Below are 15,514 nucleotides of genomic sequence, written 5' to 3'. Positions count from 1 at the left end.
TATTACCCACATTGCGGCCGATCCTTTGAGTTGCGTTGTGCTGGGAACAGGTCGTGTGTTAGAAAACTTTAAACAGTTGGAAGGAGTTGTCACTGAAAGTTCCCGCAATATGTAACGCGGTGTGCAATTTTCTCTCAAACCTAACCCCCAACCCCTTCCCTACTAGCCTTAGGCTAACCTTGAGGAGCAAGACTTAAAGCCTCTCTTCGCTTGCTTAACAACAGGCTGACGCCAACGGGGAGAGGTATAGAAGCGGGGTTTTAAGAATAAGTTGCACATCGCGTAAAGTTAAGCTACTGATTAAACAATAGCTGCATCTGGAATCGCACCCTGCATTCTCCCGAAAGCATCAATCAAATTCTGCAATTGTTGATCTGCTTTAAAAACTCCTAACCCGCGTACCGTAACTTTACCAGGAGAATACACAAAGCGCGTCTTGAGATTTTCTGGTAAATTCGCCGCCAATAAATTCCAAGCGGGTTCTTCCATTGGCGTTTCTAAAACAACGTGCTGCTTGTTTTCTGGTTTGATCCGGCTAAATCCGAGCTTTTTTGCTAGCTGCTTCAGTTCCATTACACGCAAAAGTTGATTTGCAGGGACAGGTAAAGTACCATAGCGATCGCTCCACTCGGCTGCAATCTGCTTTAATTCTGATTTAGATTTAGCTGTGGCCACTGCGCGATATGCACTCATCTTTTGATCCAAATCTGTAATATAATCTGCTGGGATAAATGCGGTCAGATTGAGGTCAACCTGGGTATCCTCTACTTTCGGAATTTCTTGTCCTCGAATTTCCCGAATTGCTTCTTCCAACATTTCCATATACAAATCAAAACCGATGGCATTCATTTGACCGGATTGTTCTGCACCTAGCAAGTTACCTACGCCTCTGATTTCCATATCACGCATGGCTAGTTGATATCCAGAACCTAGCTGAGTAAATTCTTGAATAGCTCGTAACCTCTGCCGTGCTGCATCAGATAACGTCCGTTGCTTCGGATAAAATAACCAAGCATGAGCTTGGATACCTGCACGTCCCACACGACCGCGTAATTGATACAGTTGCGCCAATCCAAAGCGATGAGCATCTTCAATCAAAATCGTGTTGACTCGGGGAATATCTAAGCCAGATTCAATAATTGTTGTACAAACGAGGATATCTGCGTCACCATTACTGAAGGTGAGCATGGTTGACTCTAACTCGCTTTCATCCATTTGACCGTGAGCGATCGCAAACCTCGCTCCCGGTATCACTTCCCGTAAATTGGCTGTTGTCTCCTCAATTCCGTCTACTCGTGGAACTACATAAAATACTTGTCCACCTCTGTCTAATTCTTGACGAATTGCACTGCGAATACTTTCGGAATTTATCGGTGACAGATGGGTTTTAATCGGTCGTCTGGTTGGGGGTGGTGTAGTAATCAAACTCATTTCCCGAATTCCCGACAAGGACATATACAAAGTACGGGGGATCGGAGTGGCGGAGAGAGTCAGCACGTCCACTTGAGTTTTCAGGCTTTTAATTTTCTCTTTCTGGTTTACCCCAAATCGCTGTTCTTCATCTACTACCAAGAGTCCTAAATCTCGGAATGACACACCTTTACCTAAAAGTTGCTGTGTACCAACTACTACATCTAGTTCACCAGTTGCCAATCGCTTTTGAATATCGCGGCGTTCTTCAGCCGAACGAAAACGGTTGAGTAAACCGACATTTACGGGGTAAGGTGCAAAACGTTCTTTAAGTGTATGGTAGTGCTGCTGTGTTAAAATTGTCGTAGGCGCAAGGAGTGCTACTTGTTTACCGGCGGTGACTGCTTTGAAAACAGCACGAATCGCCACTTCCGTTTTCCCGAAACCGACATCGCCACAAACTAAGCGATCCATTGGGCGATCGCTTTCCATGTCACGTTTCACATCTTGAACAGCTTTAAGTTGATCCGTCGTGGGTTGGTAGGGGAAAGAATCTTCTAATTCCTCCTGCCAAGGCATATCACCTGGAAAACTGAAACCTTGTTGTTGCGATCGCGCTGCATATAGTTTCAACAAGTCCACTGCCAATTTTTTGATCGCTTTGCGGACTTTATTCTTGGTATTTTCCCAAGCTTTACCAGTCATCCTATTGAGTTCCGGTGCTTGATCACCTGCGACACGGAACCGGGATAAAGCACCTACTTGATCGGCTGCGACTCTGAGTAACCCGTCAGCATACTGCACTACCAAATAATCACGGGTTTCGTTATTAATCGTCAAACTTTCCAGCTTGACAAATTTCCCAACACCATGATTTCTGTGAACCACATAATCGCCTGGACGCAGCTTATTAGGATCAACCTGTTTAGAAGTAGCTTTGTGGCGCTTGCGGATATAGCCGGGAGTCGCCAAGGAATGCTGTCCAAAAAATTCCCGATCTGTAACGATTACCAATCGGTAGGTAGGCAGAATAAAACCCTCTAGTTCCGCAAGACCAGAATATTTTAGGGCTATGGGAGTATGGTTAATTTGCAGCTTATCAATCGCTTGGTAGTCGCGGGAATTTGGGATAAACTGAGCCGGACAGTCATGTTCTTGCAACAGCGAGACAGAACGTGAAGGTTGAGCAGAAAGTAGCCAGATGGAGAAATTGCGATCGCGTTCTTGGCGGATGGTTTCAGCCAGTTTAGCAAACTGGTGCGGCATGACTGGAATAGGCCGACTGGCAAGATTGATCCCATCATTTTCCTCTGACAGTTCTGATAAATATAATCTTTTAAACTTGGCAACATCAACCAAACACTCATCAAAAGACCGATGAATCTTCGGCAATGTTAAGGGAGATTCTTCCTCATGCCCAATCCCCCATTGTTCCTGGGCATTTTCGACCCAGCGATCGCTATGAGCATGACACTGTTCTGGCTCATCAATGGCAATCAGGGTATTTTCTGATAAGTAATTTAACAGAGATGCTGGTTGCTCGAACGCCAATCCCAAAAAGCGACGACTACCCTCTAAAAGTGATGAATTCTCAGTACCGAATTCTGAGTCAGAATTTAACTCATAACTCCTAACTCCTAACTCAGCACTATTCTTCAGTGCTGCCATCACCACAGGAGTAAAGCTAGTAGGGGTAAGAATTAACTGGTCAACTTTATCGAGGGCTGAACGTTGAGTTGCTGGGTCAAATTCCCGCATTTGCTCGATTTCATCGCCAAACCATTCCAACCGGACTGGTAATTCAGACGAAACCGGGAACACATCAACAATATCACCCCGCCGGCTCCATTGTCCTTCCGTTTCCACCAAAGGCACTCTTTCGTACCCCAAAATAGTTATTTTCTCACTGAAGCCATTCAAGTCTAATTCCATCCCCTTTTTCAGCGTAAGACAGAATTGCCCAAAAGCTGCTGGTGGAGGCAAATGAGGTTGCAGCGCTCCTTGAGTAGCCACGATCGCCAAATTTGTCCTTTGTTCATTGTCATTAGTCATTTGTCCTTGGTTTGTTTCTAATGACAATTGACTCATGACTCTTGATTTTTGATTTTTGAGTAAATCTGCCAATACCTGCATTTGCCCCCAACTCATCTCAGTTTCCGGGTCAAAAGGTTCGTAGGGAGAAGCCTCGGAGGTGGGGTAAAAATGTACTGTTTGCCATCCCATTGCCTCCAGTTGTGCGTAAACGCGTCCAGCTTCTTCCAGAGTGGCACAAACCACGAACAAATCCTTGCCCGTAGCCCGCGCTAATGCCGAAGCCACCAGAGCCTTGGGCAGCCTGGGAATGCCATTTAACCGCAATTCTTGTTGTCGATTCAGCTTAGAAATAAATTCAGTGGTGAGCGACGATCGGCTTAAGGCACGCACAATAGAAGAAAATGACATAAGTACTACTAGCGATGGGAGTCTTTGTGGGTCAGAAAATCTTGAGGCAGTTTATGTCAACCATTTTAAAAGTGTTAACAGTCTTCTGATTCCTTTGATGGAAGAATAAAGCACAGTCAGGAAGCCCACGCCTTTAGGCGGGGGCTTGAAAAAGCCTTAACCTGACCAGACTAAGTTCTTATTACCCCCATGCTTGAAAGCAGGGGCTTCCACGGCGCGAGGACTTTGGTGACTAATAAACTTAAGAACTATAACTATTACTTTGTGTATGGTCAAAGCATTTATCTAAACCCCTTTAATACTAGATACTAGGTATTGAGCTACGTTCGCTCTGATAAGCGGCAATTTTAAACATGTCCTCCATAACTTTTGAAATTTTAATCATTTTGGTGCTAATTATTGCCAATGGTGTATTTTCTATGTCTGAGATGGCCATTGTCTCAGCGCGGAAAGTTCGGCTACAACAGCTTGCTAATCAAGGAGATGCCAAGGCAAGGGCAGCATTAAAACTAGCTGAGTCTCCAAATCATTTCCTGTCAACCGTTCAAGTGGGTATTTCCCTGATCGGTATTTTGACTGGTGCTTTTGGAGGAGCAACAATTGCCAACCGACTCGCATTCTATGTAAAATTTTTCCCCTTGTTAGCACCTTATAGTGAACCGCTATCTTTCGGAATAGTGGTTTTGCTCATTACCTATTTCTCTCTGATTGTTGGCGAATTGGTACCGAAGCGTCTGGCATTAAACAACCCAGAAAGGATTGCATCGATTGTAGCTATTCCGATGCAAGCCTTATCGGCGATCGCTTCGCCAATGGTGTATTTCTTAAGTGCTTCTACAGATTTGATCCTGCGGTTACTGGGAATTACAGCTTCTACCGAGCCGCAAGTCACCGAAGAAGAAATTAAAATCTTAATTGAGCAAGGTACCGAAGCCGGAACCTTTGAGGAAGCTGAACAGGATATGGTGGAGCGAGTCTTTCGTTTAGGCGATCGCCAAGTCAGCTACTTAATGACACCCCGTCCCGATATTGTCTGGCTAGACTTGGATGACACTGCCGAAGAAAATCGCCAAAAAATGGTTGATAGTGCCTATTCTCGGTATCCAGTTTGTCAGGGGGGACTTGACAATGTGCTGGGTGTTATTCCTGTCACCGACTTATTAGCTAGGAGTTTCCGAGGGGAAGCGCTGGACTTGACACTAGGATTGCGACAACCCGTCTTTGTCCCAGAAAGCACCCGTGGTTTGAAAGTTTTGGAATTGTTTAAGCAAACCATCACTCACATGGCGCTGGTAGTGGATGAATACGGCGTGATTCAAGGATTAGTCACTCTCAACGACATCATGAGCGAAATCGTGGGTGATGTTCCTTCAACAGATGGGCAGGATCAACCACAAGCTGTGCAACGCGAAGATGGTTCCTGGCTTTTAGATGGGATGTTACCTGTAGAGGAGTTTTTGGAACTTTTCGGTATGGAAGAGTGGCAATCTGATGAACGCGGCAGTTATCAAACATTAGGCGGTTTTGTGATCACCCATTTAGGTCGTATTCCTGCCGCAGCAGATCATTTTGAATGGCAAAGTATGCGAATTGAGGTCATTGATATGGATGGGAACCGCGTTGATAAGGTGCTAGTGATACCGAAGGCAAATAAATCACCGGATACGAAAAAATCTGATTAGTATTGGGCGTTGGTAATTATTGTTTACCGAAAATTTGGGTAAAAGCCCTGTCATAAAGGACGGCTTGAAGTGGTAAAATCCTGGCAACAGGAAGGGTAATCAACCTGTCTAAAAACCCGGTTGCTGCCTAAACCGCAGACACTGAACCTTGATAATTGAATCTATGCGGTTCTGCTGCATTGTTCTAGTTTTCTCCTGGCAGCAGGTAAAAGATTCACAAGAACTAGACGAATCAGTTTTTGAAGCATATTTGTTTCAAGCTAAAAAGGACTTGCAGTTATGCAACTAGGGTAGGGCATACCCGAAGTAACGCTTGGGGAGAGCCTCACCTCTGGCTTAGACGACGCAAGGAATCTAAGTTAAGTGATCTCAGCGAACCAAGAATCCCCGTGCGTTCACGCCGGGGAGTGTCAATATTTCCAGTGCCATGCAAATCCACTAGTTATGCATTTTGTCAAGTCCGAGATAAGCGTTTGACGGCTTCACCTGCTAGCAACTGATGAGCTTGTTCCAGAAGTTGGAGTATTTTATCGGCGTGGGGACTGCGGGCAAGACATTGCTGCAAGTCTAATTCGTCTAGTCGGTCAGCTTTGTTGCCGGGGAACCAGTGGTTGCCATTGCCAAGGAGGTTGTAGCGCATTTTGGCATAGTCTAGCAGATCATAGGCGATCGCTAAATTCCGCAGCCACAAAATCACCCGAATATTTACCTCCCCAGGGGTTTGGTCAAAGGTTGGTAGATTTGTTTCCCAGGATTTTACCCAATCTTCTCCCAAAGTCGCGATCGCTTCTGACTCCAACCTTCCTAAAATTGGTGGCAACATTTCTGATGCTCGATCTACTAACTCTAAAGTCTTCAGGTGTTCATCAAAATCTTGTGGTTTTGCTGCTCCCAAGCTCAGGGTATGCACCTCTTGATGACTCAAACAAAACAAATCATTAAACACCATTGGACTCAACGGAGCGCAAAGATTTACTAATTTTTGTGGAGGTTCATACAACAAACCTCCTTTATTAGATGGGCTAATAATAAACACCCCCATATCGTGGCGTTTAGCTGCTTCAATTGCCTCCCAATTCCATTGATTAATGTAGTACCAGTGCAGGTTGACGTAATCAAATTGATTGGTATTAATTGTCTGCACAATCATATCTGTTGATCCGTGTGTAGAAAAGCCAATAAATCTAACTTTTCCCTCTGCTTGCAACTGCTGCGCTACTTCTAAACAGCCACCAGGACGAATGCTATAATCTAACGACTCAGCATGATTGATACCGTGCAACCCTAAAAGGTCAACATAATCTAGTTGGAGATTTTGCAATGATTGTTCAAATGTCTCACGGAATTCTTTCGCATCTGCCTTTGGGCTGATTTTGGTCTGAACAATCAATTTTTCGCGGGGAAATTGAGGTAGAACTCTTCCCAATTGCATTTCGGAAGTGCCATAACCACGAGCAGTTTCAATATGATTAATCCCAACCTCAACTGCCCTTCTAATAGTCGCTTCGAGATTCGCCTGGTTATCAGCAGGAATTTCATCATTGGGAACATCTTCCCATTTGAACTGATATCTCATGCCACCGCAGGAAAACACTGGCATCTGTAATTCTGTGCGTCCAAATCGTCTATATAGCATCAGCAGATTGTGAATTACTTACCAACTTAAAATCTAATAACAAAAGTCTCCTTTGTCTATTAGACTTACGACCACTCTATTGTCAGTTAGCTCGAATTCTCCGTTTAGCCGATTAAACCGACAGTTGCGACTTTTTTATAAGTCAGCCCCAAAGCTGCTTATGGGTCAATTTTTGCACAAATTATAGTAGTCAAATACAACATCGAAAAGACTTTATCCTTTTTTATAAAAATTTGCTGAATCAAAAAATGATTATCATTGAATCTTCATTTTGCCTCCTCATATGTAAAATTAGTATGAAGAAATAACTATGATTGGCTTAAATAATTAAGTAGGTTACTGTAAAAAGTTATCATTGTAGTAAAGTAAAAAGCATAAGTAAATTGGAGCGGCAAAAGCCGAATATCAAAACTTCAAAAGACCTCTTGCATAAATCAAACAATTTGAACCCCACCCCGCCAAAGCTACGCTTTGTCTCCCCTCCCCGTTCTTTGGGAGGGGTTGGGGGTGGGATGTTAAGGACTTTTGCAAGAGATCTAAAGACCTAGGAGGCACGAACAAATAAGGTTTGAGCTTCGCTTATCTTTATTTAAATAGTTAATTTGTGCTTTTATACTTACGTCGAATCCGTGAAACACTCATATCTGGGTTTTATATCACTTAGGACTTACGCACTGTGCAAATTAACCATAATGTGATTGACGCAAAATTAATGTTTCAGTCCCTGAACACAACCTTGATTTGGTCGCATATTAACTGTGTTGAGTGTTAGGTACGGCTCAAAAGCCCAAAATTCCTATCGCAATATATGTATGATGCGTAAGTCCTATCACTATATATAAAGCAGACATGAAGCGAAAACCTTGCACACGAGCTTAACATCTGTGTAAAGGTAACGCAATATACGGATAAAAATTCCACTTTTTTCTCGCAGGGAACAACCATTCAAGCCTTTTCGTTACAAGCCAACACTTGCAGCAAGCAAATTCAACGTTGATTTTTTGATGGTGATAAGCTAAAAAACATCTAATTTGCATAATCAAATTAAATATAACTTTTGAGGGATGGGCCGAAAAGCCCGCCCAGTGTATGCAATTTCAATGTGGAACAGCTTACCACTATGCCCAAACTCTCAATTTTTGATTAGCAACATTAGAACAGTCCAAAATGGAATACGGACGCATAAAATGTATAGAAATTGGCTTCTCTCCGGATATGTAAATATTTATGAGCCATATATGACAAGACTTACAAGCCATTAGCTTTTGTTGATCTCACTTGCAGCTATGAGAATTTATTTTTATTAAACTATTAGCAATTCTCTAGAAATGCTTATGAAAGCGACCCAATTTTTAACACGATCTTCACTTTATAAAGTTTTGTAACAAAACTCAAGCTTATGATGCATTTCGTTGTATGTTGTTTGTGGAAGTTTTGTTAATCAGTAATTATGCGTAAAAAACAGATAACCTCTAAGCAAAAATGAAGTAGTATAAGTAAAAATGCTACAGTAATTTCTCAGAAGAAATAATTGTATCTCTTATCTTAATAGAAGCTTAAATCTGTAATAGAACCATAGTAATCCAATTCAACAATTACCTACCTTAAAAATCCTAATATTTTTACCTGATCTAGCTGATTATTAACGTCAGTAATTTTATTGGGCTATAAATTAACTCACCAACAAATGCTTTTTTTTGGTATCAAAGCTCAAAATTTCCAGAATAAACTGCAACAAAAGCTAAATATTTGGGTAGTAACCGCACTCAAACCGACGCTGTGAAGATGCTTTTGATCAAGAATTTAAAGTTACTCTGAAGAAAATAAAAATACTTAATCTTTTACTACAAAGCCAAGATTTATGTGAAAGAAAAATCTGACATAGACCACTTGTTTTATACAAGTATAAGTTTCCAGCAAGCAGCAAATTTTCACTACACCAAGTTTTCCTAACTATGAGTAATCAAAGCATTACAACAAGTAAGTTCAGTGAAGTACCTTTGGATTTACGTGCATCCGCATTTACCACGATACGCAAGGGTTCGTGGTGGTTGAGATTAACAACATTGTTTTTAGTAGACTGTACTCTTTTATCTTCAGCTTGGGTTTTAGCAGGGTATCAATCTACTTATGAGCCTTTTACTTGGTATATACCGAGTTACTATTTACCGATTCTAATAACTATCGCGATTCAAATAGGATCATTAGCTATCGAAGGTATTTATCGAGAAGGTCAAAAACGCTATGACTATTTCAATATTACCAAATCGCTAACTTTTGCTCATGGATTAATTCTTCTAGTTGGTTTTCTATACAAACCACTTGTTGATATTACACGTCCAAAGTTAATACTATTATCTTGGTTTTTAAGCATACTTTTTATCTGTGCAGGTAGATATGCGGTAAATCTTACTCTTGAATATCTACGCAAGCAGAAAAAAATAGTTCGCTCTTCTGTCTTCATTATTTGTGATGCTCAAGATCATGAGCAGATTTCTAGCTTCATAAAAAAAGAAAAGCATTACATTGTATCTGGAACAGCGAATGCTAATTCATTAGACAGATATCAGCGTCAAGAAACATTGAAACAACTTAATGAATTAGGCGTAACAGAAGTTTTTATATCTTGGGATGCGCTCAAAAATAGAATGTTTTTATGTTGGTTATTTCAAGCATCTGGGATCCAAGTACATATTTTGCCGATGGAATTAAAACCAATTTATAAAAACATAGAGTTTAATAAAATAGGCGGAATGCCTTGTTTGAGTTTAGATTGCCCGATAATTACAGGTAAAGATTTTTGGATCAAGCGCACTTCCGATTTTTGCTTTGCAACTTTATTTGTAATATTATCATTCCCGATTTATACAGCTATAGCTATAGCTATAAAACTGGATTCTCCTGGTACAGTATTTTACAGGCAAACCCGTATAGGTTTACATGGGCAACAGTTTAAAGTCTGGAAATTCCGAACCATGAGGTCTGATGCAGAAAAATTACAGAAAGAATTAGAAGCATTAAATGAAACGAAAGATGGGATTATCTTTAAAATCAAAGACGATCCTCGTATTACACGTATTGGAAAATTCCTTCGTCGTTACAGCTTAGACGAATTACCTCAACTTTTTAATGTTATCCTTGGAGAAATGAGTATAGTAGGACCTCGTCCTTTACCTACTAGAGATGTTGATAAGTTTGCTGAACACCATTTTATTCGACATGAAGTTTTACCTGGTATTACAGGTCTTTGGCAAATCTCAGGTCGCTCAGATATTTTAGATTTTGAACAAGTGATTAATCTTGATCTTAATTACATCGAAAATTGGTCGCTTCGGTTAGACTTTGAAATTCTCCTGAAAACAGTTATGGTAGTTTTGAAAAAAGAAGGTGCTTATTAAGGAATAACAAAGCTATAACAGACGGTTGTAATTAGAGAGTTTGCCTAGTGATAAAAGATTGTAATTTACAGTGTAATTTATCACTAATTAAATTTAGGTTTATCTACTAGGCTGAGTAATTAACTACCTGTTTTATAGGATATTTGAAAAGTGCTTAGTGATATATTAAATACTTTTAGATTCTCCTAAATCCACGCTACTTGCTTCTCCTCTTTGGAAATGCTTCGCGTAACTTGCTTCCCCGTACGAGTATAAATCCGCAAAGTCTTCCAACGCAGTGGTTTCCATTAAAGAGGGGTTAAGGAAAATCAATAAGTGCTTAAAATCACACCAGACCACTTTTCAAATATCCTTTAAGGGTTCATCTACAAAAACTTCGTACCGATATATCCGAAAAAATATGAGATGTATCGGTATTGGTGATTCCAAATGAAGGAATTAAGAATTATAAGAATGGTAGAAAAGTACAAATTCATAAGTAATTCTCTTTCAATGATAGTCAATAAGTTAGCGCAAAGCATTACAGCTTTTGTATTAAGCGCTGCTATTGCTCGTGCTCTAGGAGCTGAGGCTTTAGGGCAGTATTTACTAGCGTATAGCTACTACTTTATCTTTGTGGGCATTGCTTCACAAGGGCTAAAGATATTGTTTACCAGAGAACTAGCCCGTGAGCCACAAAAAACACCAGTTTATTTAATGAGTGGTACGTGCTTGCAATTAATATTTAGTTTCTTCAGTTATGCTGCATTAGTGATTGTAGTATTTTTACTTCCCTATAGTTCCAAAACCTCGACTGTTTGCTACATAGTGGGCTTGACAATAATTCCCTTTGCGCTTTCCAACATCACCGAAGCAATTTTTCAAGCTAAAGAAAAGATGCATCTGATTGCAATCTCTACAGTACCAATTTATATCTTACGCCTAATAATAATGATTTGGGCGATGCAGTTGAAATATGGAATCGAATATTTAGGAGCGATACTATTTTTTTCAGAAACACTAATTCTAGTAATTGAATGGATTTTTATTACACGGTTAGTCCAAATACAATGGCAGATTGATCGAGGTTTTATCTTAAAGACAATCAAAAACGCCCGGACATTTTTTGCTATTGAAGCAATAGCTGTAGTTAGTGACAGAATTCAGATATTGATTCTTTCATTGTTAGGAAATGAGTTTTTAGTAGGTCTGTTTGGCGCAATAACACAATTGCTACAACCATTTCTGATTATTGCTAACAGTATAACTTTAGCAATATTTCCAAGATTTCTAAAATCAGTATATCAAGGAAAGGATAAGCAGAAACAGATCAGTGAAAAAATTATTGAAATCTTACTAATGATAGGATTACCCTTATTTCTTGGATTATTATTTTTTGGCAAAAATTTACTGGTTTTGATTTATGAATCTGACTTTGCTGAGGCAAACACAGCCCTTAGCTTAAGTGCTATGTCACTCCTTTTCCTACCCTTCACACGCACACTTTGCTATGTACTTGTAGCTAATCATTTTGAGGTGGTGAATCTTCGTGAAGTAGTTATTACAACTACATTAGGGAGTTTGGGAGGTGTGGCATTAGTTTCGCAATATCACTTATTAGGTGCAGGTATAATGGTATTGCTAATGGCTATTATTGCCTTTAGCCAGTATGTTTACTTTACCTATACTCTCTTATTTCCATTAAACTTATCGCGAATTATTCGCCGCCCTGTTGTAATAAGTACTTTGATGGTGGTTATATTTTTAATTTTAAAAAAAATTAATTTAGACTTTTTATTTACTCTGATTATTGCAACCTCCTTCTATATTTTTTTTATGATTTTTATAACTATTAATGCTTTAGGTGGAATTCATGTTGTATGGCAAAAAATTATCAAAAACCGATAAACTTTTAATGAATGTTACCGTTGATAAAACATCAGATTTGCAAAACCAATAAATAATTTAAGGAATTTATAACAATGAATATTGAATATCTTGAATCAGAAAAAACAAAAAACCAAAAAATCCCAATGGTAAATCAAAGTAACGAAATAATAGTCACCGTCGTTATTCCTACACGCAATAGACCACAAATTGTTGCTAGGGGTGTGGGAACTGCATTAACTCAAACGCTACAATCAATTGAAGTGATTGTGATCATAGACGGCCCGGATAAGGAAACAGTCAATGTACTATCTCAGATAGGTGATCCAAGATTGAGAGTAATAGAACTACCAAAAAATATTGGGCCATCAGGGGCTAGAAATACTGGTGTGAGAGAAGCTAAAGGCACTTGGATAGCCTTTTTAGACGATGATGATGAATGGCTTCCAGAAAAACTGGAGCGTCAACTTGAAGTAGCAAATAATTCCCATTATAATTTTCCAGTTGTTGCCAGTCGTTTCATTTCCCAGACTCAAAAAGGTGAATTTATTTGTCCGAGAAGGCTACCTAATGTCTCTGAACCTTTAAGTGAATATCTTTTCGTGCGTAACTCCTTTTTTAAAGGAGAGGGCTTCATCCAAACCTCAACTATTTTTGTGAAAAAAGAGTTAATGCAAAAAACGCCTCTGGAAGAAAAATTTTATAGACATGAGGATTGGGAGTGGTTGCTTCGGGTTAGTGCTATGGAAGGGGTAGGAGTAGAGTTTGTGCCTGAACCTATGGCAATCTGGCATTCAGAAATCGGAATCAAGCGTTTAAGCAACATCAATGACTGGAAATATTCGTTGGATTGGATTCGTTCCACCCGCGATTTAGTCACACCAAAGGCTTATTCAAGCTTCATTGCAACAGTTGTCAGTTCTTGTGCGTCCTCAGTAGGTGATTGGAAAGCCTTTTTTCCTTTATTGTGGGAAGCTATACGCTGGGGCAAGCCCCGACCGATTGATATATGTTTGTACTTAAGTATGTGGCTGTTCCCTCAGCAGTTCAGGCAGCAACTTAGCTCTATTTTAACCAAGAAGTTCAAAACATCAGAGCCTGTTCATACAAGAAAGGTAGAAAGCAGATAGCGCGAGACACAAAAGCTTTGAGATGAAATTATAGGCTTTTAAACGTGAGTTAGTTTTGTCTTCTGGCTTAATGAAAAAAAATGTCATCCTCAAAATCTAGACATCTGATTAAAAGTGAGTGAATAGAGAGAGCGTAAAGTATTTGTCGAAATAAACTGATACTCGTAACGGCAAATTTGTGCCTTAATTTAATTTCTTCAATGTATATTGTGTATACGGTGATATTTACATTTTATAGAAAATGAGGAAATTTTTAATTTCTGCGGAACAATTAGTTACAATCGCTTTTTTGATGATCTATTCAGGCACTCCACTAGATGCGTTTTTGACGAGTGGCTATACCGTCAAAGAAGGTGACAGAATTATATTCAGGTTGCTTTTCACTCTAACCTATATAGTTAGCCTCTTCCTAATTACTCTACGTTGGAAGAAGGTTAGTTACGTCTTTAGCAGAGATAAATTTATTTGGCTATTACTCCTAGTTTGCGCACTTTCTATTTTTTGGTCTTTGGATTCAGATATTACTATACGTCGTGTTTTCGGTTTGGCAGGAACAATGCTATTTGGGCTTTATTTCGCTTCACGCTACACCTTAAACGAACAACTTAAGTTGTGTGCATATATGCTTGGGATCTCAGCATTTATGTGTCTCGTATTTGCTGTATTATTTCCACAGTATGGGATTGGAAGCGCTGGAGACCCAACAGCTTGGCGAGGAATATACCCACAAAAGAATGTTCTAGGTAAGAGATTTGTACTTAGTGCAGCAATATTTTTATTCCTTGCTATGACTAATCGAGAAAATCGCAGGTTTTCATGGCTTGGTTATATTATTTCTGCAGCACTTGTATTATTGTCGAAATCAACAACATCTCTAGGTAATTTGATAATTATTACGGCAGTTTTTCTTACATATGATCGAATTTTACGTTTAAACTATAAAGTAATGATACCTACTTTGACGTTGCTGTCAACCATTAGTGTAGCTTTCTATACATTTTTTACCCTACAAGCTGATACAATTCTAGGCACAGTAGGTAAAAACACAACACTAACTGGACGTGCAGATTTATGGCCTGCTGTATTGAATATGATTGAGAAAAAACCGTGGCTAGGATATGGCTATGGTGCATTCTGGATAGGAGACACTAGTGAGTCTTCTATTGTTATACAAGCTATACAATGGGATGCTCCTAATGCTCACAATGGTTTTCTGGATCTCTGGCTAGCGGTGGGTCTAGTAGGAGTATTGGTTTTTCTAATTGGGTTCGTTATTAATTTCTTAAGAGCAATATATTTATTCCGATGGAATCAAAAAGCTGAACATTTATGGCTCTTAGTCTATCTAACCTTTATTATTCTTTCCAATCTAACTGAAACTACATTGTTAGAGCAAAATAGTTTAGAATGGATACTTTATGTATCAGCAGTCTTATCAAGTAAACTTTGTACAGGCGCAAATATCAATAGACTTCCTCAGTCTCACGATAAAGCTACGCAGTGCTTTGAACCCCCTAATGCCCCTAAATCCCAATTACCGTAGATGCAAGAACCTTGATCAAGTAAATAACTGAAGCAGAGGGAATTAATTATTCTCTAAAAATGGTATATTAAATGGTGCGCAAAGATAGTCTATACTATTGTCATATTGTCAAATCGGATGATTATTGTCAATTGCAGTAGTATGTGCATTCTCTAACTCAGTTTTTAGTTTCTTGCTAAATATCTGTATTTTGGAAGATTTATGTTGGAAAAATCTATGGAATCTAGAGAATCTATTGATTTAGACCTTGGTCGTTACTTATTGATATTGAAACGATGGTGGCTACCTGCTAGTGCGATATTTGCAGCTACAGTTATGCTCAGTGCTATAGCTACACAATTCATTAAGCCAACCTATGAAGCTGAAGGAAAACTATTATTTAGAATTCCTTCTTTTAAAGTAGTAGG

General features: G+C 39.5%; 8 protein-coding genes and 1 pseudogene. 7 read left to right on the top strand and 2 right to left on the bottom strand.

Features of this window, described 5'->3' with window-relative positions; genetic code table 11:
* Positions 1-115, top strand: a pseudogene (locus LC605_RS24975) (rod shape-determining protein); the annotation flags it as partial.
* A 185-nt stretch (positions 116-300) separates the two neighbouring features.
* Here LC605_RS24975 and mfd read toward each other — a convergent pair.
* Positions 301-3,852, bottom strand: coding sequence for a transcription-repair coupling factor (gene mfd, locus LC605_RS24970; RefSeq protein WP_229550196.1), 3,552 nt, complete (start codon positions 3,850-3,852; stop codon positions 301-303).
* 353 nt (positions 3,853-4,205) lie between these two features.
* Between mfd and LC605_RS24965 the strand changes: the two genes are divergently transcribed.
* A complete protein-coding gene (locus LC605_RS24965) occupies positions 4,206-5,534 on the top strand; it encodes a hemolysin family protein (protein ID WP_229550195.1) in 1,329 nt (442 codons plus the stop codon).
* Positions 5,535-5,988: 454 nt separating this feature from the next.
* On the opposite strand, the gene LC605_RS24960 is transcribed toward LC605_RS24965, so the two are convergent.
* Positions 5,989-7,170 carry an aldo/keto reductase gene (locus LC605_RS24960; protein ID WP_229550194.1) on the bottom strand — a complete coding sequence of 394 codons (1,182 nt, stop codon included), beginning with the start codon at positions 7,168-7,170 and terminating at the stop codon, positions 5,989-5,991.
* Between the two features lie 1,955 nt (positions 7,171-9,125).
* Here LC605_RS24960 and LC605_RS24955 point away from each other — a divergent pair.
* The 5 genes from LC605_RS24955 to LC605_RS24935 form a co-directional block, all read left to right on the top strand.
* Complete coding sequence (locus LC605_RS24955) at positions 9,126-10,568, top strand: sugar transferase (protein ID WP_229550193.1); 1,443 nt, start codon at positions 9,126-9,128, stop codon at positions 10,566-10,568.
* 453 nt (positions 10,569-11,021) lie between these two features.
* Positions 11,022-12,455: an oligosaccharide flippase family protein gene (locus LC605_RS24950; RefSeq protein WP_229550192.1), complete on the top strand. Its 1,434-nt coding sequence runs from the start codon at positions 11,022-11,024 to the stop codon at positions 12,453-12,455.
* 74 nt (positions 12,456-12,529) lie between these two features.
* Positions 12,530-13,564 carry a glycosyltransferase family 2 protein gene (locus tag LC605_RS24945; RefSeq protein ID WP_229550191.1) on the top strand — a complete coding sequence of 345 codons (1,035 nt, stop codon included), beginning with the start codon at positions 12,530-12,532 and terminating at the stop codon, positions 13,562-13,564.
* Positions 13,565-13,805: 241 nt separating this feature from the next.
* Positions 13,806-15,107, top strand: coding sequence for an O-antigen ligase (locus LC605_RS24940; RefSeq protein WP_229550190.1), 1,302 nt, complete (start codon positions 13,806-13,808; stop codon positions 15,105-15,107).
* 216 nt (positions 15,108-15,323) lie between these two features.
* A partial coding sequence (locus tag LC605_RS24935) for a hypothetical protein (protein WP_229550189.1) occupies positions 15,324-15,514 on the top strand: 191 nt, incomplete at its 3' end.

The organism is Nostoc sp. CHAB 5836 (assembly GCF_020829445.1).
In the GTDB taxonomy this organism is placed as follows: Bacteria; Cyanobacteriota; Cyanobacteriia; order Cyanobacteriales; family Nostocaceae; genus Nostoc.
The sequence above is the reverse complement of the archived record's forward strand: the minus strand, read 5'-3'. Positions and strand labels throughout refer to the sequence as shown.

Excerpts from the sequence above, each read along its gene's own strand:
- mfd (WP_229550196.1), bottom strand. The coding sequence starts at position 3,852 with ATGTCATTTTCTTCTATTGTGCGTGCCTTAAGCCGATCGTCGCTCACC.
- LC605_RS24965 (WP_229550195.1), top strand. The coding sequence starts at position 4,206 with ATGTCCTCCATAACTTTTGAAATTTTAATCATTTTGGTGCTAATTATT.
- LC605_RS24960 (WP_229550194.1), bottom strand. The coding sequence starts at position 7,170 with ATGCTATATAGACGATTTGGACGCACAGAATTACAGATGCCAGTGTTT.
- LC605_RS24955 (WP_229550193.1), top strand. The coding sequence starts at position 9,126 with ATGAGTAATCAAAGCATTACAACAAGTAAGTTCAGTGAAGTACCTTTG.
- LC605_RS24950 (WP_229550192.1), top strand. The coding sequence starts at position 11,022 with ATGGTAGAAAAGTACAAATTCATAAGTAATTCTCTTTCAATGATAGTC.
- LC605_RS24945 (WP_229550191.1), top strand. The coding sequence starts at position 12,530 with ATGAATATTGAATATCTTGAATCAGAAAAAACAAAAAACCAAAAAATC.
- LC605_RS24940 (WP_229550190.1), top strand. The coding sequence starts at position 13,806 with ATGAGGAAATTTTTAATTTCTGCGGAACAATTAGTTACAATCGCTTTT.